The following is a 20,156-nucleotide window of genomic DNA, read 5'->3' as shown; positions in this document are numbered from 1 at the left end:
CGGAATACCCACCACTACCACTGAAGGAACCAATTTTGCCCACCACTGCCACAATGGCTGCCCGCACCGACGCACCCCGCATGGACGATCCCAACTGGTGGCGCCAGGCGTCCGTGTACCAGATCTACCCCCGAAGCTTCGCCGATTCGAACGGCGACGGCATCGGTGACCTGAAGGGCATCACCGCCAAGGTCCCGTACCTGAAAACGCTGGGCATCGACGCCGTGTGGCTGAGCCCTTTCTACCCTTCGGCCCTCGCGGACGGCGGCTACGACGTGGACGACTACCGCAATGTGGACCCGCGGCTGGGCACCCTGGAGGACTTCGACGGGATGGCCCAGGCACTGCATGACGCCGGCCTCAAGCTGATCGTGGACATCGTGCCCAACCACTCCTCCGACCGGCACGAGTGGTTCCAGGAAGCCCTCGCTGCGCCGAAGGGCTCCCCGGCCCGGGACCGCTACGTCTTTCGTGACGGCCTGGGCGACAACGGCGAGCTGCCGCCGTCGGACTGGGTCTCTGTGTTCGGCGGCCCGGCGTGGGAGCGCGTCACCGAACCTGACGGAGCCCCCGGCCAGTGGTACATGCATATCTTCGCCAAGGAGCAGCCCGACCTCAACTGGGACAACCGGGAGGTCCGGGAGGACTTCCTCACCACCCTGCGTTTCTGGTCTGACCGCGGGGTGGACGGTTTCCGCATCGACGTCGCCCACGCACTGACCAAGAACCTCGAGGAAACCCTGCCCTCGACGGCAGACCTCGAGGCCCAGGGCGAAGCGCTGTACCTCGAAGGCCGGCACCCTTACTGGGACCGGGACGAAGTCCACGGGATCTACGCCGAGTGGCGCAAGGTGTTCAACGAATACACCCCACCGCGCACCGCCGTCGCCGAAGCCTGGGTCCATGCGGACCGCCGAGCCCGCTACGCCAGCCCGGAGGGTCTCGGCCAGGCCTTTAACTTCGACCTGCTGCAGGCCGACTTCGACGCCGGCCAGTTCCGGAAGACGATCACCAAGAACCTGGCCGAGGCGGAAGCCTCCGGCGCTTCGTCCACCTGGGTGTTCTCGAACCACGACGTGGTCCGCCACGCCACGCGCTACGGGCTGCCTGCTTCCGAAGATTCGGCGGGTGGCATCATGGCCGGGCAAGCCGGCAAGCAGTGGCTCGTGGCCGGCGGCAGGCAGGAGGACGTCGACGCCGAACTCGGCCTGCGCCGTGCGCGCGCTGCATCCCTGCTGATGTTCGCCCTGCCCGGTTCCGCATACCTGTACCAGGGCGAGGAACTGGGCCTGCAGGAAGTCGGCTGCGAAATTGCCGACGCCGACCGCCAGGACCCGGCTTTCTTCCGCAACAAGGGGGTGGAGATCGGCCGCGACGGCTGCCGCGTTCCGCTGCCCTGGACGTCCGTGGGAAGCTCCTTCGGCTTCGGGCCGGGCGGCTCGCACCTGCCGCAGCCTGAATGGTTCGGCGGCAGCTCGGTCGAAGCCCAGGAAGCGGAGGAGGACTCTACCTTGTCCCTCTACCGGCGGGCGCTGGCACTGCGGTCGGAGCTCCAAACAGCCGAAGCACTGGAGTGGCTGGAAACCGGCAGGGATGACGTGGTGGCCTTCCGCCGCCCCAACGGCTGGACGTCCGTGACGAACTTCGGCGCCGAACCCTTCAAGCTGCCCGCCGGTGAGGTGCTTGTCTCCAGCTCGCCGCTGGAAGCAGGCTTGCTGCCGGGCGCCGCCACGGCGTGGCTGCAGTGACCGCCACCATCGAAGCCGCGGCTGCGCATGATCTCCGGATCGGGATCGACATTGGCGGGACGTGGATCAAGGGCGCACTCATCGACCTGGCCAGCGGCACCCCTGCCGGCGCAGTCCGCCGCCTCCAAACACCTGCGGGCGGCAACGTAGGGGCCGTAGCAGACACCATGGACCGGCTGGTCGCGGAGCTCGAGGTTGAGTGCCTTGGGGCTGCGGGCCGTCCTGTGGGTGTCGCGATCCCCTCGATCGTCAAGCGGGGCATTGCCCACTCCGCAGCGAACATGGACGGCAGCTGGATCGGACTTGATGTCCAGTCCTACCTGAAGTCGCGACTTGGCCGGCCCGTCCGCGTCGTGAATGACGCCGACGCTGCCGGCATGGCGGAAGCCCTCTACGGCGCCGGCACAGCCAGGAAGGGCGTTGTGCTGGTCCTGACACTGGGCACGGGCATCGGATCTGCATTGATCGTCGACGGCAGGCTGGTACCCAACTTCGAGCTGGGGCATCTGGAAGTTGACGGCTTCAAGGCGGAATCCCGGGCCTCCGCCGTCGTCCGCGAAAACGAAGGCCTCGGCTGGGTGGAGTATGCCGGCCGGCTGCAGCGGTACCTGGCACATGTTGAGTTCCTGTTCTCGCCGGACCTCATCATCATCGGCGGAGGAATTTCGGCGTGCAGCCAGGAATACCTGCCCCGCCTGTCGCTGCGCACTCCGGTCATCCCGGCAAGCCTGGAAAACTCGGCGGGCGTGGTGGGCGCAGCCTTGCAGGCGTCCGCCGCCTGGAACTAGTTCATTCAAAAATTCCTGAAGTGTGACGTGGAATACTTCACTACAAATGCCGCCGGACGTGCCGGCGGCGGCCGGAAGGGGCTGTGGCATGCAAGGAACGGTTAACGAGGACGAAGAAGCGCGCCAGTATGTGCTGTCCGCGTTGGCACGGGAGCGCGGCCTCGGCCTTGCAGCGGATCCGGACTTTGACCGGAGAATGGCGGAACACTTTCCTGCCCTCCGCAGCCTCTTCCACTCCCTCTACGGTGACCGGCCCGACTGGCTGGAGCAGCTCTCCGCGCTGGTGGTGCAGAGCGCAACGTCCTGGCAGGAACGCCCGGAGGAACTGAAGGTACTTGACGCCGAGCGGGAGGCAAACCCGGACTGGTTCCAGTCCAACAAGATGCTGGGCGGCGTCTGCTACGTGGACCGTTACGCGGAAAGCCTGGAAGGAGTCAGGGCCCGCATCCCGTACTTCAAGGAACTGGGCCTTACATACCTGCACCTCATGCCGCTGTTCCTGGCCCCCGAGCCCCATTCAGACGGCGGCTATGCGGTCTCCAGCTACCGCCAGGTCAACCCAAAACTGGGCACCATGGAGCAGTTGCGCTCCCTGGCAGCCGAGCTGAAGGACAACGGCATCAGCCTGGTGGTGGACTTCATCTTCAACCACACTTCGGACGAGCACGAATGGGCGCGGAAGGCAGCCGCCGGCGATCCGGAGTACAGCGACTACTACTGGATCTTCCCGGACCGGACGCTGCCGGACGCGTTCGAGGCGAACGTCCGCGAGATCTTCCCGGAGAACCACCCCGGATCCTTCATCCAAATGGAGGACGGCCGGTGGGTCTGGGCGACGTTCCACACCTACCAGTGGGACCTGAACTACTCCAATCCCGACGTTTTCCGGGCCATGGCCGGCGAGATGCTGTTCCTGGCCAACCAGGGCGTGGACATCCTGCGCATGGATGCGGTGGCGTTCATCTGGAAACAGCTGGGCACCCCCTGCGAGAACCTGCCGCAGGCGCATACCCTGCTCCGCGCCTTCAACGCCGTGTGCCGGCTGGCCGCGCCGTCGCTGCTGTTCAAGTCCGAGGCCATCGTGCACCCGGACGAGGTGGCGCTCTACATCGACCGCAAGGAATGCCAGCTGTCCTACAACCCCCTTCAGATGGCGCTCATCTGGGAATCCCTGGCCACGCGGGACATTTCGCTCCTGGCCCAGGCGCTGCACCGGCGGCATAACATACCGGACGGCACTGCGTGGGTGAACTACGTCCGCAGCCATGACGATATCGGCTGGACCTTCGCCGACGAGGACGCCGCCGAACTGGGCATCAACGGCTTCGACCACCGCCGCTTCCTGAACTCCTTCTACGTCAACCGTTTCCCCGGCAGCTTCGCCCGCGGCGTCCCGTTCCAGGACAACCCGAAGACCGGCGACTGCCGGATTTCAGGCACGACGGCGTCCCTGTGCGGCATGGAGGTTGACCCGGCTGAGGCGGTGGAACGGATCCTCCTGGCCCATTCGGTGCCCTTCAGCACCGGCGGCGTCCCGCTGCTGTACCTGGGCGACGAGGTGGGGCAGGTTAACGACTATGCCTACGCGCAGGAGCCTGGCCACGAGGAGGACAGCCGCTGGGTGCACCGGCCGCACTTTCCCGAGGAGCAGTATGCCCGCCGCCTGGACCCCGCCACACCGGAGGGCTCGGTGTACGCGGGCCTGAAGCGGATGATCGAGGTACGGGCCAACACCGCCGAATTTGCCGGGACCATGCTGGTCGATTTCGACACCAACAACCAATCGGTGCTCGGGTACCAGCGGCCGGGCGGCAGGGAGGGCGGGACCATCATCCTGGCCCTGGCCAACTTCAGCGACTCACCCCAGACCCTGCCCGCGGAGACCTTCGGCGGGTTCTCCCCTGCCGCCGTCGACCTTCTCTCCGAAGCAGCCCTGCAAATGGACGACGGCGTCACCCTCCTCCCCCGGCAATACCTCTGGCTGCGCGTCACGCCGCAGTAATCCGGAACCCGCAATTGGGACCTGGCACCCGGGCGTGAAACCATACGGACCATGGCCTCCAAGATTGCGTACCAGGGTGAGCCTGGCGCCAACTCAAATATCGCGTGTCAGCAGATGTTCCCGGACATGGAAAGCGTGCCGTGCGCCAGCTTTGAGGATGCCTTTGAGCTGGTGACCAGCGGCGAGGCGGAGCTGGCGATGATCCCCATCGAGAACTCGATCGCCGGCCGGGTTGCCGACATCCACGTCCTGCTGCCCCAGTCCAACCTGCAAATTGTGGGCGAGCACTTCCTGCCCATCCACTTCGACCTGCTGGGCATCCCGGGCAGCACCATTGAAGGCGCCACGGAGGTCCACAGCCACATCCACGCGCTGGGCCAGTGCCGGAAGCTGATCCGCGAACACGGCCTCAAGCCGGTCATCGCCGGTGACACCGCGGGGTCCGCCCGTGAGGTGGCGGAGTGGAACGATCCGCGCAAGCTCTCCCTCGCTCCCCCGCTGGCAGCCCAGATCTACGGCTTGGAGGTCCTGGCCTCCCGGGTTGAGGACGACCCCTCCAACACCACCCGTTTTGTGGTCCTGGCCCGCGAAAAGGCACTGCCGGCCCGGGACGAACTTCCCGGACCGGCAGTCACCAGCTTTGTGTTCCGCGTGCGCAACGTCCCCTCCGCGCTGTACAAGGCGCTGGGCGGCTTCGCCACCAACGGCGTGAACATGACCCGGCTGGAAAGCTACATGGTGGGCAACGAGTTTGCGGCCACCATGTTCATGGCCGACGTCGAAGGCCACCACGAGGACCTGCCGCTGAAGCTGGCCCTCGAGGAACTGGACTTCTTCACCACCGAGGTGCGGATCCTCGGCGTGTACGCCGCGGCCGGCTACCGGGCGGCGGCTGCCACGGCCTGACGCGGCTGCGCGGGTGCAGCCTGCTGGAGCGGCTTGAGCAGCGGCGCGAAGAACGCGCCCAGCTCCGCTGTTGCCGTCAGCGGCAGGACATTGGCCACGTACTGGTCCGGGCGGACCACCACCACAACGCCGTCGCGGGCCAGGCCGCGGAGGTCGAAAATGTCCGCCTTGGGATCCGTGGCGTAGACCTTCTCGTAGTCGGTCAGCTTGAACGGGCCCACCATCGGCTTGAAGACGGCGGGCACGGCATTGATGTCGACGGCGGTGTGCGGCTGCTGGTAGATGACCTTCAGGTCGAACCACGCGTCCGGGTCGGCGCCGGCCGGGGTGGCGGCCAGCGGGGACTCGGACGAATTCGCGAACCACTCGGCGAGCATGTCCGTTGCCGAGTTGGTGCCCGGCAGGGCGGGGTCGGCGAAGACGTAGATCCGCCAGCGGCCGTCGGCGGTGGCGTGGTGGCCCAGGTGGATCGGGTTGGTGTCCCCCACGCGGACCACGGGGGCCGACTTGAAGCGTTTGCCCACCGGGAATCCGGTGGCCAGGTCCTGGTGGTCGGTGCTGCCAACGATGAGCGACGGCGTGTATTGGGTCATGAAGCCGGCAGGGAATTCAGCGGTCTGAACGTAGAAGTCCTCAAGGTCGGAGGGGTGCTCGAACTCCTCCGGCTTCTTTGCCATCATGGTGGACCATTCCTTGTCGAAGTCGATCAGGTTCTTGGCCACTACCTGGCGCTCCTCGGAGTAGGTGGTCAGCAGGCTCTCCGGGCTGCGGCCCTCCAGGACATGGCCCAGCTTCCAGGCGATGTTGAAGCCGTCCTGCATGGAGACATTCATGCCCTGGCCGGCCTTGGCGCTGTGGGTATGGCAGGCATCGCCGGTGATGAAGACCCTCGGGGTGCGGGTGCCTCGGTCCGCCGGCAGGACGTCGTCGAACCTGTCTGTTAGCCGGTGGCCCACCTCGTAGACGCTGTGCCACGCGACGTTGCGCACGTCCAGCGTGTAGGGGTGCAGGATGGCGTTGGCCTTGGCGATGATTTCCTCGATGGTGGTGTCGCGGACTGAGTGGTGGCTGTTGGGGTCCACTTCGCCCAGGTCGACATACATCCGGAACAGGTGGCCGCCTTCGCGCGGGATCAGCAGGATGCTGCCCTCGGCACCCTGGATGGCGCACTTGGTCCGGATGTCCGGGAAGTCGGTGACGGCCAGCGTGTCCATGACGCCCCAGGCGTGGTTGGCCTGGTCGCCGGCAAGGGTGCAGCCGATGGCCTGGCGCACCTTGCTGCGCGCGCCGTCCGCGCCCACCACATACTTGGCGCGGACAATCCGTTCCTGGCCTTCGCTGGGTCCGGCGGTGTGGCGGAGGGTCACGGTGACGGGGTAGTCGCCCTCGCCGGTTACCGTGAGGCCCTCGAAGTCGTAGCCGTAATCAGGCTTCATTCGCGTGGGCGAGTTCGCGGCAAATTCCGCGAAGTAGTCCAGCACGCGGGCCTGGTTGACGATCAGGTGCGGGAACTCGCTGATGCCCATCTCGTCATCCACGGCCCGGGCAGTCCGGATGATGTTGGCGTGGTTGGCGGGATCCGGCTTCCAGAATGCCATTTCGGTGATGCGGTACGCCTCGGCGATGATCCGCTCCGCGAAACCGAAGGCCTGGAACGTCTCCACGCTGCGCGCCTGGATCCCGTCAGCCTGCCCGATGGCGAGCCTGCCGGGGCGGCGTTCGATGATGCGGGTGGTTACGTTGGGGAACATCGACAGCTGGGCCGCGGCGAGCATTCCGGCAGGACCGGTGCCCACGATGAGGACGTCCACTTCGTCGGGAAGTTCCTCGGGGCGGTTAAGGCCGACGCCGGCCGCCGGCTGGACACGCGGGTCACCGGATACGTATCCGTGGTGGTGGAACTGCACGGGCTTTCCTCACTTCGTTGTGGATGACTATCGGCGTTGGAAGCGTGTTCTATATAAGAACACGCGATTCGATAATCGAAACTGTAGGTCTGGCTTCCACTGTACGCCCCATGTGATCCGGGCGACAAGTGCCATCGGCCTGCTCGCCAAAAGCCCGGAAAATCAGGGGTTGACGGGCAGCGCCGGATGGGTAATAGTGATCGTATACGATTTCGTACCTGATGAGGAGATGGCTTTGGAGCAGGTCAACGGCGACACCCTGGCGGCAGCACGCAAGGTGATCGCAGTGCACATCAACTACCCCAGCCGGGCGGCACAGCGGGGCCGCACCCCGGCCCAGCCGTCCTACTTCCTCAAGCCTTCCAGCTCGCTGGCCTTGGGCGGAAGCCCCGTTGAGCGGCCCGCCGGCTGCGAACTGCTGGGCTACGAGGGCGAGATCGCCCTCGTGATCGGCAAGGCCGCCCGCCGCGTTTCGATCGAGGACGCCTGGAGCCACGTCGCGGCCGTCACCGCCAGCAACGATCTCGGCGTGTACGACCTCCGCTACGCGGACAAGGGCTCCAACCTCCGGTCCAAGGGCGGGGACGGGTTCACCCCGGTGGGTCCGGCACTGATCCCGGCAGACGCCGTCGACCCTGCCAAGCTGCGCATCCGCACCTGGCACAACGGCGAACTGGTGCAGGACGACACCACCGCGGACCTGCTCTTCCCGTTCGGCCGGCTTGTCGCGGACCTGTCCCAGCTGCTCACGCTCGAGGAAGGTGACATCATCCTCACCGGCACACCGGCCGGCGCCTCGGTCGCCAAGCCGGGCGACGTGCTGGAAGTGGAAGTGGAGACGATCGACGGCGGCCTCACCACGGGGCGGCTGGTCACCACTGTGGAGGAAGGCACGACGGCGTTCGCCGACTTTGGTGCCCGGCCCAAGGTCGATGACCTGCAGCGGGAGGAAGCCTACGGTTCCCGTGAAGCGGCGGGCCTTGCCGCCGTCGCGCCCGTCCTCACTCCGGACCTGAAAGCCAAGCTCGAGTCCGTTGCCACGGCCACGCTGTCTTCCCAGATGCGCAAGCGCGGCCTCAACAACGTCAGCATCGATGGACTGCAGGCCACCCGACCGGACCGCCGCGTGGTGGGCCTGGCCCGGACCCTGCGCTACGTGCCGAACCGCGAGGACCTTTTCAAGACCCACGGCGGCGGCTTCAACGCCCAGAAGAAGGCCATCGACTCCGTCAACGAAGGCGAAATCCTGGTCATGGAGGCCCGCGGCGAAAAGGGCACCGGCACCGTGGGCGACATCCTGGCCCTCCGCGCCCAGGTCCGCGGCGCAGCCGCCATCATCACCGACGGCGGCGTCCGCGACTACGCCGCCGTGGCGGACCTGGAGATGCCCACCTACTTCGCCAACCCGCATCCCGCGGTACTGGGCCGCCGCCATATCCCGTGGGACACGGACATCACCATCGCGTGCGGCGGCGCCACCGTGCAGCCCGGCGACATCATCGTGGCCGATTCCGACGGCATCCTGGTGATCCCCCCGGCCATCGCCGAAGAACTGGTGGAGGACTGCATCCAGCAGGAAAAGGAAGAAACCTTCATCTTCGAGATGGTCAAGCAGGGCAACAGCGTGGACGGCCTCTACCCCATGAACGCCGAATGGCAAGAACGGTACAAGGAATGGGCAAGCACCAATGAGTGAGGCCACCATGGTTGCCGGCAGCAAGTCCGAGCAGGCCTACCGGGCGGTCAAGGCCCGGATCGTGGAAGGCACCTACACCCCCGGCTACCGGCTGGTCCTGGGCTCCATCGCCAAGGACCTCGGCTTCAGCGTGGTGCCCGTCCGCGAAGCCATCCGCCGGCTCGAAGCCGAAGGCCTGGTGACGTTCGAACGCAACGTGGGCGCCACCGTCGCCGGCATCGACCCCACCGAGTACCTCTACACCATGCAGACCCTCAGCATCGTGGAAGGCGCAGCCACCGCGCTGTCCGCCCCGCTGATCGATCCCGCGGCCGTGGCCCGGGCCCGAGCCGTGAACGAGGAGATGCGCGCATGCCTGGACCACTTCGATCCGGTCCGCTTCACGCAGCTCAACCAGGACTTCCACAGCGTCCTGTTCGAGCACTGCCCCAACCCGCACATCCTGGACCTGGTGCACCGCGGCTGGAATCGGCTCGCGTCCCTCCGGTCCTCAACATTCCGCTTTGTCCCCGGCCGCGCCCGCGACTCAGTCGAGGAACACGAAAACCTGCTGAAGCTCATCGAAACGGGAGCCGACGCGGAACAGATCGAAAAAGCCGCCAGGCTCCACCGCTCCGCCACCCTGGACGCATACCTGGCCCAAACCAACCACTGAACCACTGACAGACACCCAGTTAGGACTTCAACGATGACGACCTCAACAGAAACCAGCACCCACTACGTACCGCAGGACCTGCCCACCCACATCCAGCACTACATCAACGGCCAGTTCGTTGACTCCGTGGGCGGCAAGACGTTCGACGTTTTGGACCCCGTCTCCAACCGGAATTACGCCACCGCCGCCGCGGGGCAGAAGGAAGACATCGACCTCGCCGTCGCCGCCGCCCGTGAAGCGTTCCTGAACGGTCCGTGGCCCCGGATGAAGCCCCGCGAACGCGCCCGCATCCTGAACAAAATTGCAGACGCCGTCGAGGCCCAGGAAGCCCGCCTCGCCGAACTGGAGACGTTCGACACGGGCTTGCCCATCACCCAGGCCAAGGGCCAGGCCCTGCGGGCAGCGGAGAACTTCCGTTTCTTCGCTGACCTGATCGTGGCCCAGTTCGACGACGCCATGAAGGTCCCCGGCTCGCAGATCAACTACGTGAACCGCAAGCCCATCGGCGTCGCGGGCCTGATCACCCCGTGGAACACGCCGTTCATGCTGGAGTCCTGGAAGCTGGCCCCGGCGCTGGCCACCGGCAACACCGTGGTGCTCAAGCCGGCGGAGTTCACTCCCCTGTCCGCCTCACTGTGGGCCACCATCTTCAAGGAAGCCGGGCTGCCCGATGGCGTCTTCAACCTGGTCAACGGCCTGGGCGAGGAAGCCGGCGACGCCCTGGTCAAGCACCCGGACGTTCCATTGATCTCCTTCACCGGCGAGACCACCACCGGGCAGACGATCTTCCGCAACGCCGCCGCCAACCTCAAGGGCCTGTCCATGGAGCTCGGCGGCAAGTCCCCCTGCGTCGTCTTCGCTGACGCCGATCTGGACGCCGCGATCGACTCGGCGCTGTTCGGGGTCTTCTCCCTCAACGGCGAGCGCTGCACCGCCGGTTCCCGCATCCTGGTTGAGCGGGCCATCTACGACGAGTTCTGCGAGAAGTACGCGGCCCGGGCCAAGAACATCGTGGTGGGCGATCCGCACGATCCCAAGACCCAGGTGGGCGCCCTGGTCCACCCGGAGCACTACGAGAAAGTGGCCTCCTACGTGGAGATCGGCAAGTCCGAAGGCCGGCTCCTGGCCGGCGGCGGCCGCCCCGACCACCTGCCCGAAGGCAACTACATCGCACCCACGGTGTTCGCCGACGTCGCCCCCGACGCCCGGATCTTCCAGGAGGAGATCTTCGGACCCGTCGTGGCCATCACCCCGTTCGAGAACGACGACGAGGCCCTCGCCCTGGCGAACAACACCAAGTACGGCCTGGCCGCCTACATCTGGACCCAGAACCTGACCCGCGCCCACAACTTCTCGCAGAACGTCGAGGCAGGCATGGTGTGGCTGAACAGCCACAACGTCCGCGACCTGCGCACCCCGTTCGGCGGCGTCAAGGCATCCGGCCTGGGCCACGAGGGCGGCTACCGCTCCATCGATTTCTACACCGACCAGCAGGCCGTGCACATCACGCTCGGTTCCGTCCACACCCCCAAGTTCGGCGCCTAGCCACCACCATCAGCCCAACTAGCTCGCATTAGTTGTCGTTCTGGGCCTCCATAACGGCATCTACTGCCAGCCAGTTGGGGAAACCCCTTTCAAAGAAGAGAGAATCCAATGACCAACTTCGTTCCCACCCCCACCGTCCCGGCTCCGGACATCGTCCGTTGCGCGTACATGGAAATCGTGGTCACGGACCTCGCCAAGTCCCGTGAGTTCTACGTGGACGTCCTGGGCCTGCACGTCACCGAAGAAGACGAGAACAACATCTACCTGCGGTCCCTGGAGGAGTTCATCCACCACAACCTGGTGCTGCGCAAGGGACCGGTTGCCGCCGTCGCCGCCTTCGCCTACCGCGTGAAGTCCCCCGCCGAGGTGGACGCCGCCGAGGCCTACTACCGCGAGCTCGGCTGCCGGGTGGAGCGCCGCAAGGAAGGCTTCACCAAAGGCGTCGGCGACTCCGTCCGCGTCGAGGACCCGCTGGGCTTCCCCTACGAGTTCTTCTACGACGTGGAGCACGTGGAGCGCCTCACCCAGCGCTACGACCTCTACTCCGCCGGCGAACTGGTCCGCCTGGACCACTTCAACCAGGTCACCCCGGACGTCCCCCGCGGCCGCGCCTACCTTGAGGACCTCGGCTTCCGCGTCTCCGAGGACATCAAGGATTCCGACGGCGTCACCTACGCCGCGTGGATGCACCGCAAGCAGACCGTGCACGACACCGCCCTCACCGGCGGCAACGGCCCGCGCATGCACCACGTCGCGTTCGCCACGCACGAGAAGCACAACATCATCCAGATCTGCGACAAGATGGGCGCCCTGCGCATCAGCGACCGGATCGAACGCGGTCCCGGCCGGCACGGTGTGTCCAACGCGTTCTACCTCTACATCCTTGACCCGGACGGCCACCGCATCGAGATCTACACCCAGGACTACTACACCGGAGACCCGGACAACCCCACCATCACCTGGGACGTCCACGACAACCAGCGCCGCGACTGGTGGGGCAACCCCGTGGTCCCGTCCTGGTACACCGAGGCTTCCCTGGTCCTGGACCTGGACGGCAAGCCGCAGCCAGTCATCGTCCGCGAGGAAAAGTCCGAGATGGCAGTGACCGTGGGCGCCGACGGCTTCTCCTACACCCGCAAGCCCGAAGGTGAAGCCGCCGAGGGCTTCAAGCTGGGAGTCCAGGTCTAACCATGCTTGAGCCGAAGACGATTGAGGCCATCGCGGACGAGCTGGTGGAAGCCGGCCGGACCCGCACCCCTGTCCCCCGCCTGACAGCCCGCTACCCGGAGATGACGGTGGAGGATTCCTACGCGGTGCAGCAGCTGTGGCGCCGCCGCAGCGAGGACGCCGGCCGGACCCTGGTGGGGCGCAAGATCGGCCTCACGTCCAAGGCCATGCAGGCCGCCACCGGCATCACCGAACCGGACTACGGCGCCATCTTCGACGACATGGTCCTGGAAACCGGCTGCTCTGTGGAGTGGGACCAGTACACGCATCCGCGGGTGGAGGTGGAGCTGGCGTTCGTATTGAAGGACGGGCTCAAGGGCCCCGGCGTGACCATCTTCGATGTCCTGAAGGCCACCGACTACGTGGTTCCGGCCCTCGAGATCCTGGATTCCAGGATCGAGATGGAGGGCCGGACCATCGTGGACACCATCTCCGACAACGCCGCGATGGGGGCCATGGTGATCGGCGGGAACCCCGTCAAGCCGGACGCCGTGGACCTCCGTTGGGTTTCCGCGATCCTCTACAAGAACCAGACCGTGGAGGAAACCGGCGTGGCCGCCGGGGTCCTGGACCACCCCGCCAACGGCGTCCACTGGCTGGCCAACAAGATCGCCGCCCACGGCGACGCCCTGAAGGCCGGAGACATCATCCTGGCCGGCTCCTTCACCCGGCCTCTGTGGGTCTACAAAGGCGACACCGTTCACGCCGATTACGGCCCCCTGGGGAGTGTCACATGCCGTTTCGAATAGAGGACACCTTCCGGTCCGCCTTGGCCGAGCAGAAACAAAAGGGTCAGGCAGGCCGGCCGCTGGCAGGAATGTGGGTCTGCTCCGGCAGCCCCCTGATCGCAGAACTCTGCGCCGGGTCCGGCCTGGACTGGCTCCTGGTGGACGCCGAGCACAGCCCCAACGGGCTCGAATCCATCCTGGCCCAGCTCCAGGCCGTCCACGGCTACCCGGTCCACACCCTGGTCCGGCCGCCGGTGAACGACACCGTGCTGATAAAGCAGTACCTGGACCTGGGCGTGCAGAACCTGCTGATCCCCATGGTCAACTCGGTGTCCGAGGCTGAAGCCGCGGTGGCCGCGACCCGCTACCCGCCGCAGGGTGTCCGCGGAGTGGGTTCCGCCCTGGCCCGCGCAGCCCGCTGGAACCGGGTGCCGGACTACCTGGCCCGCGCCAACGAGACCATCAGCGTCACCGTCCAGATCGAATCCAGCGCGGCAGTGGAAGCCGTCGAGGACATCCTCAAGGTGGACGGGGTGGACGCGGTCTTCGTCGGCCCGTCCGACCTTGCCGCTTCCATGGGCCTGCTGGGACAGCAGGAACACCCCGAGGTGCGCGCCGCCGTCGAACACTGCCTCTCCGCCGCCAAAGCGGCCGGGAAACCCGCAGGCGTCAACGCCTTCAACCCCGACACCGCACAGCACTACCTCGCGAACGGCGCCGACTTCATCCTGGTGGGCGCCGACGTCGCCATCCTCGCCCGCGGCTCCGAAGCCCTCGCCGCCAAATACATCAAGCCCGCCGACGGCGAAACCCCCGCCAGCTACTAACCGCCCAACTGGCTCGCAGTTGTTGCCGTTTTGACACCCGAAAACGACAACAACTGCCAGTCAGGTGCGCCTTCGAACCTTTATCCCTCAAGGAGTTCCCGCATGACCACTTCGACCGTACTCTTCCCTGCCCTTTCGGCGGAGCGCGAGGCCGCGCTGCTCACGTCGGTGCCGACCGGTCTGCTGATCAACGGCGAATGGAGAGACTCGTCCGACGGCGGCACGTTCGATGTGCATGATCCCGCCACCGGGGAGGTGCTCGCCACTCTCGCCTCCGCGACGAGCGAGGACGCGGTATCGGCCTTGGATGCGGCTGACGCGGCGCAGGCGTCCTGGGCGCGGACCGCACCGCGGGTGCGGTCCGAGATCCTGCGGCGGGCCTTTGACCTGGTCACGGAGAGGGCGGAAGATTTCGCCCTCCTGATGACCCTGGAAATGGGCAAACCTCTGGCCGAAGCCCGCGGCGAAGTCACCTACGGCGCCGAATTCCTGCGCTGGTTCGCCGAGGAAACCGTCCGCGACTATGGCCGCTACCTCACCACCCCCGAGGGCAAGAACAAGATCCTGGTCCAGCACAAGCCCGTCGGCCCCTGCCTTCTCATCACGCCGTGGAATTTCCCGCTCGCGATGGCCACCCGCAAGGTAGCCCCGGCAGTCGCCGCCGGGTGCACCATGGTCCTCAAACCCGCCAAACTCACCCCGCTCACGGCGCAGTACTTCGCGCAGACCATGCTCGACGCCGGCCTCCCCGCCGGAGTGCTCAACGTCGTCGCCTCCTCCTCCGCCTCGGGGATTTCCGGGCCGCTCCTCAAGGACACCCGGCTGAGGAAAGTCTCCTTCACCGGCTCCACCCCGGTCGGCAAACGCCTCATGGCCGAGGCCGCGCAGAACGTGCTCCGGACCTCCATGGAGCTCGGCGGGAACGCCCCATTCATCGTGTTCGAGGACGCCGACCTGGACGCCGCCGTCGAGGGTGCAATGGCCGCGAAGATGCGGAACATGGGCGAAGCCTGCACGGCCGCCAACCGCTTCCTGGTCCACGAGTCGGTGGCGCAGGAATTCACCGCAAAGTTCGCCTCCGCGATGGGCGCGCTCAGTACCGGCCGCGGCACGGAAGCTTCCACCAACGTGGGACCGCTCATCGACGGCGGTGCCCGCGACGACGTCCACGCCCTGGTATCAGCGGCAGTCGACGCCGGAGCCGTGGCTGTGACCGGCGGTGCCCCCGTGGACGGGCCCGGGTACTTCTACCAGCCCACCGTCCTGGCCAACGTCCCCAACGACGCCGCCATTCTGGGCCAGGAAATCTTCGGCGCCGTCGCCCCCGTCACCACGTTCACCACCGAAGCCGAAGCCATCAAACTCGCCAACGCATCCGAGTACGGCCTCGCGTCCTACCTCTATTCCCGCGACTTCAACCGGCTCCTGCGCGTCGCCGAGCAGATCGAGTTCGGGATGGTCGGGTTCAATGCCGGCGTCATCTCCAACGCCGCGGCACCCTTCGGCGGCGTCAAACAATCAGGGCTGGGACGTGAAGGCGGCTCCGAAGGCATCAACGAATACACCACCACCCAATACATCGGCATCGCCGACCCCTACGCAGGTCCCTAACGCCGGCACACTGGCCCATCTTTGAACTGCGGGACCCCTGAAACCCGGGGTCCCGCCGTCGTTAACCACCCAAAAGTGGGCCAGCGTGACACTCGCCCGCCGGCGTTCGCTCCTGCACAAAGGTCCTGCGCACAAAGACAAGATCCTGGAGCGGATGCAAGGCACACTGGGGAGTAACCCGCTACGCCGACCGGCTGGCGTCCTTGCCTACTCGAAGTGGAGTATCCCTTGGAAACCTATGATGCGCTTCTCGCGTCCATCACCCCCGCCGCCGGCACCGGCCGGACCATCCTTGACCCGGCCACCGGTGAAGCCGTGGGCGAAGCCCCCATCCACGACCTGGACTACTTGGAAAAGGCCGTGGCCGCAGCCGTCGCCGCCCAGCCCGCCTGGGCTGCCCTGGGCCACGACGCCCGGTCCGCCGCGCTCCTGAAAGCAGCCGACGCCGTCGAACGCTCCGCGGAGGAACTTGCCCAGCTGCTTTCCCGGGAGCAGGGCAAACCGCTGAACGGCCCCAACGCCCGGTTCGAAGTGGGCGCCTGCGTGGCCTGGCTCCGCGCCACGGCGTCCCTGCCATTGGAACCGGAAACCATCGTGGACGACGGCGAGACCCGCGCCGAGCTGCACTACCGGCCCATCGGCGTCGTCGGCGCGATCGGTCCCTGGAACTGGCCCATGATGATCGCCGTGTGGCAGCTCGCCCCGGCCCTGCGCATGGGCAACGCCGTGGTGGTCAAGCCCTCCGGCAACACCCCGCTGTCCGTTCTGGCACTGGTCAGGGTCCTCAACGAAGAGCTGCCCGAGGGCATCCTGTCGGTGGTTTCCTGCGGCCGCGAAGTGGGCGCGCGGCTCACGGACCACCCCGCGATCGGCAAGATCATGTTCACAGGCTCCACCGCGGGCGGCCGCGCCATCATCAAGTCCTCCGCCGACACCGTCAAACGGCTCACCCTGGAACTGGGCGGTAACGACGCCGGCATCGTCCTGCCGGACGCCGACCCCAAGGCCATTGCCCAGGACGTCTTCTGGGGTGCGTTCCTGAACACCGGCCAGACCTGCGCAGCACTCAAGCGCCTCTACGTCCACGACAGCATTTACGACGCCGTCTGCGAGGAACTCACCGCCGTGGCCAAGGCCATGCCCATGGGCAACGGCCTGGACGAGAACAACGTGCTGGGCCCGTTGCAGAACAAGGCCCAGTACGACGTCGTCGCGAACCTCGTGGAGGCAGCGAAGGCTTCCGGAGCACGCGTCCTGCTGGGTGGCAACCCTGATGCCGACCAGCCCGGCTACTTCTACCCCACCACGCTGGTAGCCGACATCGACAACGACAACCCCCTCGTCGCCGAGGAACAGTTCGGCCCCGCCCTGCCGATCATCCGCTACAGCAGCATCGACGAAGCAGTGGAAAAGGCCAACGGGCTCGACGTCGGCCTCGGCGCCTCCGTCTGGTCCCCCGACCTGAAGGCAGCCCGCGAGGTCGCAGCACGCATCCAGGCCGGCACGGTGTGGATCAACCGGCACGGCGCCGTGGACCCGCGCATCCCGTTCGGCGGCGCCAAGCAGTCCGGCTACGGCGTGGAGTTCGGCGTCGAAGGACTCAAAGCCCTGGGCGTCCCGCAGGTCATCAACGGCTGACGCCGTCGTGGAAACGGGAGCCCCGCATGCCACCAGGTGTGCGGGGCTCCCGGCTTTTGGTGCCGGCTAGCCCATGGCCGGGGCGGTGGACGTGCGTCCTGCGAACTGCCGGCGTGCCCAGCGGGCGAGTTTCTTGCCCTTGCCCTTCCACCAGTTGTCCTCGTCCTTGTTGTAGTGGAAGCGGAAGACGATGGCGACCAGCACGAACATGCCCATCACCACATCCATCCAGGACGACACCACCAGGGCAATGAAGACGGTGAGTGCGTTGGCCATGATCGCAGGGATGGCGAGGGTCCGGAACACGGTGCTGGCCACGAAGCGCCGGTGCGACCTCGGCACGGACAATTCGCGGACCATGTCGAAGCAGACGCAGACCACCACGATGGTTTGCCCGATGGCCAGCAGGACCTGCCCCGGCATGGAGCCGCTGAAGGCAGCCACGGCTTCCATTCCCGGACTCACGGCCGGGCCTTGCTGTTGAGACTTTTGCTGAGAACTTTAAACACGGAAAACCCCCAGAACTTGCGGAACCATCGCCGCTGATCCGGCGATGGTTCCATTCAAGTTTCAGGGGCCGTTTCCGTCACGAGTAGTGGGTACTCTATTTTCGCGGAACGCCGGCAGGCGGTACCTGCTGGCCTGGGTTCTACTGGCTTGGGTTCTACTGTCCGATTGCCCGCGGCCGCCACACCACCATGGCCTGGGACCTGGGCCGGGGCCGCTGTCCGCGGGCGAGGCTCACCACGTCACCGGCCGCGCCGGCGGCAAAGATCCGGGCGTCCACTGCCCGCGGACGGCGGCCCAGTTCCTCGGTGAGTTCCGTGATCCGGTTTTGGAGCGCGGCCACCTGGTTTTCGAGTTCCAGGATGCGCTTGATCCCTTCCAGCGACACACCCTCGTGGGACAGCCGCTGCACTTCCCGCAGCATGTTCACGTCACGCTGAGAGTAGCGCCGGGACTTGCCCGGGGCACGGCTGGGCTTGACGATGCCAAGCCTGTCGTACTGCCGCAGGGTCTGCGGGTGCATGTCCGCCAGCTCGGCCGCCACGGAGATCACGAAGATCGGCTGGTCAGCACTGATGTCCACGGCTCACCTCCGCTCCTAGAGCCGGGCCTTGGCTGCCAGGCCCTCGCGGACGTCCGCCGACGACGTGGCCTCGGCGAACGCCTTGACCGCAGCTTCGGCATCCTTGTTGAGATTCTTGGGAACAGCGACGTCGATGGTCACCAGCAGGTCGCCGGTGCCCTTGGACGTCTTCACGCCTTTGCCCTTGACCCGCAGGGTACGGCCCGACGGCGTGCCCGCCGGAACGCGGACCTTCACCTTGTCGCCGTCGATGGTGGGAACTTCGATGTCCGCTCCCAAAGCAGCCTCCGGGAAGGTGACGGGGACGTGGATGCGTAGGTTGTCGCCGTCGCGCGTGTAGAAGGCGTGGGGCTGGACAGAGACGGACACCACCAGGTCGCCGCTACCGGCGGCACCGGGCTGGCCCTTGCCGCGGACGCGCACTTTCTGGCCGTCTTTGATGCCGGCAGGAACGCGGACGTCGATGACCTCGCCGCTGGGTTCGCGAAGTCCGATGGTGGTCCCGCGGATGGACCCGGCGAAGGAAATGCTGGTGGACGCGGTACGGTCGGCGCCCTTTTGCGGGGTGCGCTGGAAGCCTGGTGCACCGCCGAAGCCGCCGAAGAGGTCTGCGAACTCAGGCGGGATGCCGCCACCGGCGGGGTTGAATCCGCCCGCGTGGCGTCCGGTGTTGCCGGTGAACAGGCCGCCGAACATGTCCTCGAACCCGCCGTTGCCACCGGCGGCACCGCCGGGAGCGAAGCGCGCACCGCTGCCCATGGCCCGGATGGCGTCATACTGCTGGCGCTCGTCGGGATCCGAGAGCACCGAGTAGGCCTCGGAGATGTCCTTGAACTTCTTTTCGGAAGCAGCGTTCCCTGCGTTGGTATCAGGGTGGTGCTGCCGCGCAAGCTTCCGGTAGGCCTTCTTGATATCGGCTTCGGAAGCGTCCTTGGCAACACCAAGGATCTTGTAAAAGTCCTTGTCCACCCAATCCTGGCTAGCCAATGGCGTTTCCTTTCAAAAAGTTCTTGCCGAGATGGCAGTTCGCGTCAATGTTCTCTTAGAACACTGCCGCGAACTGCCATTTCGCGCTTGAGTGATACTACGCCGGGACCGCGACGATGACCTGGGCTGCGCGGAGGACGCGGTCGCCTGATTTGTAGCCGGAGCGGAGGACCTGGCTGACGGTGTCAACCTCGATGTCCTCGCCGGGCTGCTGGATCAGGGCCTCGTGGATCGTGGGATCGAACTCCACGCCGGTCTCGTTGATGCGGACCAGGCCGTAGGTCTTCAGCGCGTTCTCCAGCTTGGTGGCGATCGCGGCGAAGGGACCGTCGGTCAGGTCACCGTGCTGCCGGGCGGCGTCGACGTCGTCCAGGACCGGAAGCAGGGAGTTCAGGACGCCGATGACGGCCATTTCCCCTGCCACGGCGCGGTCGCGTTCAACCCGCTTGCGGTAGTTGACGTACTCAGCCTGGAGGCGGAGCAGGTCGTTGCGCAGTTCGGCTGCCTCGGCGTTGCCGGCTGATCCTGCCGGAGTCCCCTGGGCCACGGATTCCTCGGCCGGCACGTCCACGCCGTTGAGAATCTCTTCGGCCTGGGCCAGCGCGTCGCCGTCGGAATCCGCAGCTCCGGCCTGGGAACCGGCTCCCGGGGCAGACTGACTGCCCTCGGGGTGCCGGGCCTGCCCGGTCACCGGGTCAACCTTGCGGTGGTCCCGGATGACCGGCTCCTGGCCGTTGCCGTGCGCGTTCTGCTGGCCGGCGGATGCGTTGTGCTCTTCCTCGTTACCGTGGTGCGGCATGG

Annotated in this window: 17 protein-coding genes; 12 read left to right on the top strand and 5 right to left on the bottom strand. The window is 66.5% G+C overall.

Going from position 1 to position 20,156, the window contains the following annotated elements; all coding sequences use genetic code 11:
• The first annotated feature begins 35 nt into the window (after nt 1-35).
• The 4 genes from ACTHQS_RS05945 to ACTHQS_RS05930 all read left to right on the top strand — a co-directional run bounded on the left by ACTHQS_RS05945 (nt 36) and on the right by ACTHQS_RS05930 (nt 5,444).
• Nucleotides 36-1,748 (top strand): glycoside hydrolase family 13 protein, encoded by a 1,713-nt coding sequence (locus tag ACTHQS_RS05945; RefSeq protein ID WP_440166953.1) that lies wholly within the window; start codon nt 36-38, stop codon nt 1,746-1,748.
• Nucleotides 1,736-2,536 carry a polyphosphate--glucose phosphotransferase gene (ppgK, locus tag ACTHQS_RS05940; protein WP_440166951.1) on the top strand — a complete coding sequence of 267 codons (801 nt, stop codon included), beginning with the start codon at nt 1,736-1,738 and terminating at the stop codon, nt 2,534-2,536. Before ACTHQS_RS05945 ends, ppgK begins: the two co-directional genes overlap by 13 nt.
• 88 nt (nt 2,537-2,624) lie before the next feature.
• On the top strand, nt 2,625-4,538 hold the full coding sequence (locus ACTHQS_RS05935; RefSeq protein WP_440166950.1) for an alpha-amylase family protein: 1,914 nt from the start codon (nt 2,625-2,627) through the stop codon (nt 4,536-4,538).
• A 51-nt stretch (nt 4,539-4,589) separates the two neighbouring features.
• The gene (locus ACTHQS_RS05930) at nt 4,590-5,444 is read left to right on the top strand and encodes a prephenate dehydratase (protein WP_440166948.1); all 855 of its coding nucleotides are present in this window, start codon (nt 4,590-4,592) and stop codon (nt 5,442-5,444) included.
• On the opposite strand, the gene ACTHQS_RS05925 is transcribed toward ACTHQS_RS05930, so the two are convergent.
• On the bottom strand, nt 5,417-7,351 hold the full coding sequence (locus tag ACTHQS_RS05925) for an FAD-binding monooxygenase (protein ID WP_440166946.1): 1,935 nt from the start codon (nt 7,349-7,351) through the stop codon (nt 5,417-5,419). The genes ACTHQS_RS05930 and ACTHQS_RS05925 overlap by 28 nt on opposite strands.
• Before the next feature lie 229 nt (nt 7,352-7,580).
• On the opposite strand from ACTHQS_RS05925, the gene ACTHQS_RS05920 reads away from it, so the two are divergent.
• From ACTHQS_RS05920 to ACTHQS_RS05885, 8 genes are all read left to right on the top strand, one after another.
• Nucleotides 7,581-9,047, top strand: coding sequence for a fumarylacetoacetate hydrolase family protein (locus tag ACTHQS_RS05920; protein WP_440167416.1), 1,467 nt, complete (start codon nt 7,581-7,583; stop codon nt 9,045-9,047).
• Entirely contained in the window at nt 9,040-9,702 is a 663-nt protein-coding gene (locus tag ACTHQS_RS05915; protein WP_440166944.1) for a GntR family transcriptional regulator, read from the top strand. Before ACTHQS_RS05920 ends, ACTHQS_RS05915 begins: the two co-directional genes overlap by 8 nt.
• A gap of 33 nt (nt 9,703-9,735) precedes the next feature.
• Nucleotides 9,736-11,247, top strand: coding sequence for a 5-carboxymethyl-2-hydroxymuconate semialdehyde dehydrogenase (gene hpaE / locus ACTHQS_RS05910; RefSeq protein WP_440166942.1), 1,512 nt, complete (start codon nt 9,736-9,738; stop codon nt 11,245-11,247).
• Nucleotides 11,248-11,355: 108 nt separating this feature from the next.
• On the top strand, nt 11,356-12,435 hold the full coding sequence (gene hpaD, locus ACTHQS_RS05905; protein WP_440166940.1) for a 3,4-dihydroxyphenylacetate 2,3-dioxygenase: 1,080 nt from the start codon (nt 11,356-11,358) through the stop codon (nt 12,433-12,435).
• Nucleotides 12,436-12,437: 2 nt separating this feature from the next.
• Nucleotides 12,438-13,223: a 2-oxo-hept-4-ene-1,7-dioate hydratase gene (gene hpaH / locus ACTHQS_RS05900; RefSeq protein WP_440166939.1), complete on the top strand. Its 786-nt coding sequence runs from the start codon at nt 12,438-12,440 to the stop codon at nt 13,221-13,223.
• Entirely contained in the window at nt 13,208-14,029 is an 822-nt protein-coding gene (locus ACTHQS_RS05895; protein ID WP_440166937.1) for an HpcH/HpaI aldolase family protein, read from the top strand. Before hpaH ends, ACTHQS_RS05895 begins: the two co-directional genes overlap by 16 nt.
• Nucleotides 14,030-14,131: 102 nt before the next feature.
• The gene (locus tag ACTHQS_RS05890; RefSeq protein ID WP_440166935.1) at nt 14,132-15,640 is read left to right on the top strand and encodes an NAD-dependent succinate-semialdehyde dehydrogenase; all 1,509 of its coding nucleotides are present in this window, start codon (nt 14,132-14,134) and stop codon (nt 15,638-15,640) included.
• Nucleotides 15,641-15,868: 228 nt separating this feature from the next.
• Nucleotides 15,869-17,278 carry an aldehyde dehydrogenase family protein gene (locus ACTHQS_RS05885; protein WP_440166933.1) on the top strand — a complete coding sequence of 470 codons (1,410 nt, stop codon included), beginning with the start codon at nt 15,869-15,871 and terminating at the stop codon, nt 17,276-17,278.
• A gap of 66 nt (nt 17,279-17,344) precedes the next feature.
• Here the strand turns inward: ACTHQS_RS05885 and ACTHQS_RS05880 are convergent, their stop codons facing one another.
• From ACTHQS_RS05880 to ACTHQS_RS05865, 4 genes are all read right to left on the bottom strand, one after another.
• Nucleotides 17,345-17,731 (bottom strand): hypothetical protein, encoded by a 387-nt coding sequence (locus ACTHQS_RS05880; protein WP_440167414.1) that lies wholly within the window; start codon nt 17,729-17,731, stop codon nt 17,345-17,347.
• A gap of 211 nt (nt 17,732-17,942) precedes the next feature.
• Nucleotides 17,943-18,368 (bottom strand): heat shock protein transcriptional repressor HspR, encoded by a 426-nt coding sequence (locus ACTHQS_RS05875; protein ID WP_440166931.1) that lies wholly within the window; start codon nt 18,366-18,368, stop codon nt 17,943-17,945.
• A gap of 15 nt (nt 18,369-18,383) precedes the next feature.
• Nucleotides 18,384-19,355: a DnaJ C-terminal domain-containing protein gene (locus tag ACTHQS_RS05870; RefSeq protein WP_440166929.1), complete on the bottom strand. Its 972-nt coding sequence runs from the start codon at nt 19,353-19,355 to the stop codon at nt 18,384-18,386.
• Nucleotides 19,356-19,452: 97 nt separating this feature from the next.
• Complete coding sequence (locus ACTHQS_RS05865; RefSeq protein ID WP_440166927.1) at nt 19,453-20,154, bottom strand: nucleotide exchange factor GrpE; 702 nt, start codon at nt 20,152-20,154, stop codon at nt 19,453-19,455.
• Between the last annotated feature and the right edge of the window lie 2 nt (nt 20,155-20,156).

The sequence above is a fragment of the Arthrobacter sp. SAFR-044 genome (assembly GCF_051965175.1).
GTDB lineage: Bacteria > Actinomycetota > Actinomycetes > Actinomycetales > Micrococcaceae > Arthrobacter.
The sequence above is the reverse complement of the archived record's forward strand: the minus strand, read 5'-3'. Positions and strand labels throughout refer to the sequence as shown.

Bases quoted from the DNA above. Each gene is read 5' to 3' on its own strand.
- ACTHQS_RS05935 (WP_440166950.1), top strand. From the start codon at position 2,625: ATGCAAGGAACGGTTAACGAGGACGAAGAAGCGCGCCAGTATGTGCTG.
- ACTHQS_RS05930 (WP_440166948.1), top strand. From the start codon at position 4,590: ATGGCCTCCAAGATTGCGTACCAGGGTGAGCCTGGCGCCAACTCAAAT.
- ACTHQS_RS05920 (WP_440167416.1), top strand. From the start codon at position 7,581: ATGGCTTTGGAGCAGGTCAACGGCGACACCCTGGCGGCAGCACGCAAG.
- ACTHQS_RS05915 (WP_440166944.1), top strand. From the start codon at position 9,040: ATGAGTGAGGCCACCATGGTTGCCGGCAGCAAGTCCGAGCAGGCCTAC.
- hpaE (WP_440166942.1), top strand. From the start codon at position 9,736: ATGACGACCTCAACAGAAACCAGCACCCACTACGTACCGCAGGACCTG.
- hpaD (WP_440166940.1), top strand. From the start codon at position 11,356: ATGACCAACTTCGTTCCCACCCCCACCGTCCCGGCTCCGGACATCGTC.
- hpaH (WP_440166939.1), top strand. From the start codon at position 12,438: ATGCTTGAGCCGAAGACGATTGAGGCCATCGCGGACGAGCTGGTGGAA.
- ACTHQS_RS05895 (WP_440166937.1), top strand. From the start codon at position 13,208: ATGCCGTTTCGAATAGAGGACACCTTCCGGTCCGCCTTGGCCGAGCAG.
- ACTHQS_RS05890 (WP_440166935.1), top strand. From the start codon at position 14,132: ATGACCACTTCGACCGTACTCTTCCCTGCCCTTTCGGCGGAGCGCGAG.
- ACTHQS_RS05880 (WP_440167414.1), bottom strand. From the start codon at position 17,731: ATGGAAGCCGTGGCTGCCTTCAGCGGCTCCATGCCGGGGCAGGTCCTG.
- ACTHQS_RS05865 (WP_440166927.1), bottom strand. From the start codon at position 20,154: ATGCCGCACCACGGTAACGAGGAAGAGCACAACGCATCCGCCGGCCAG.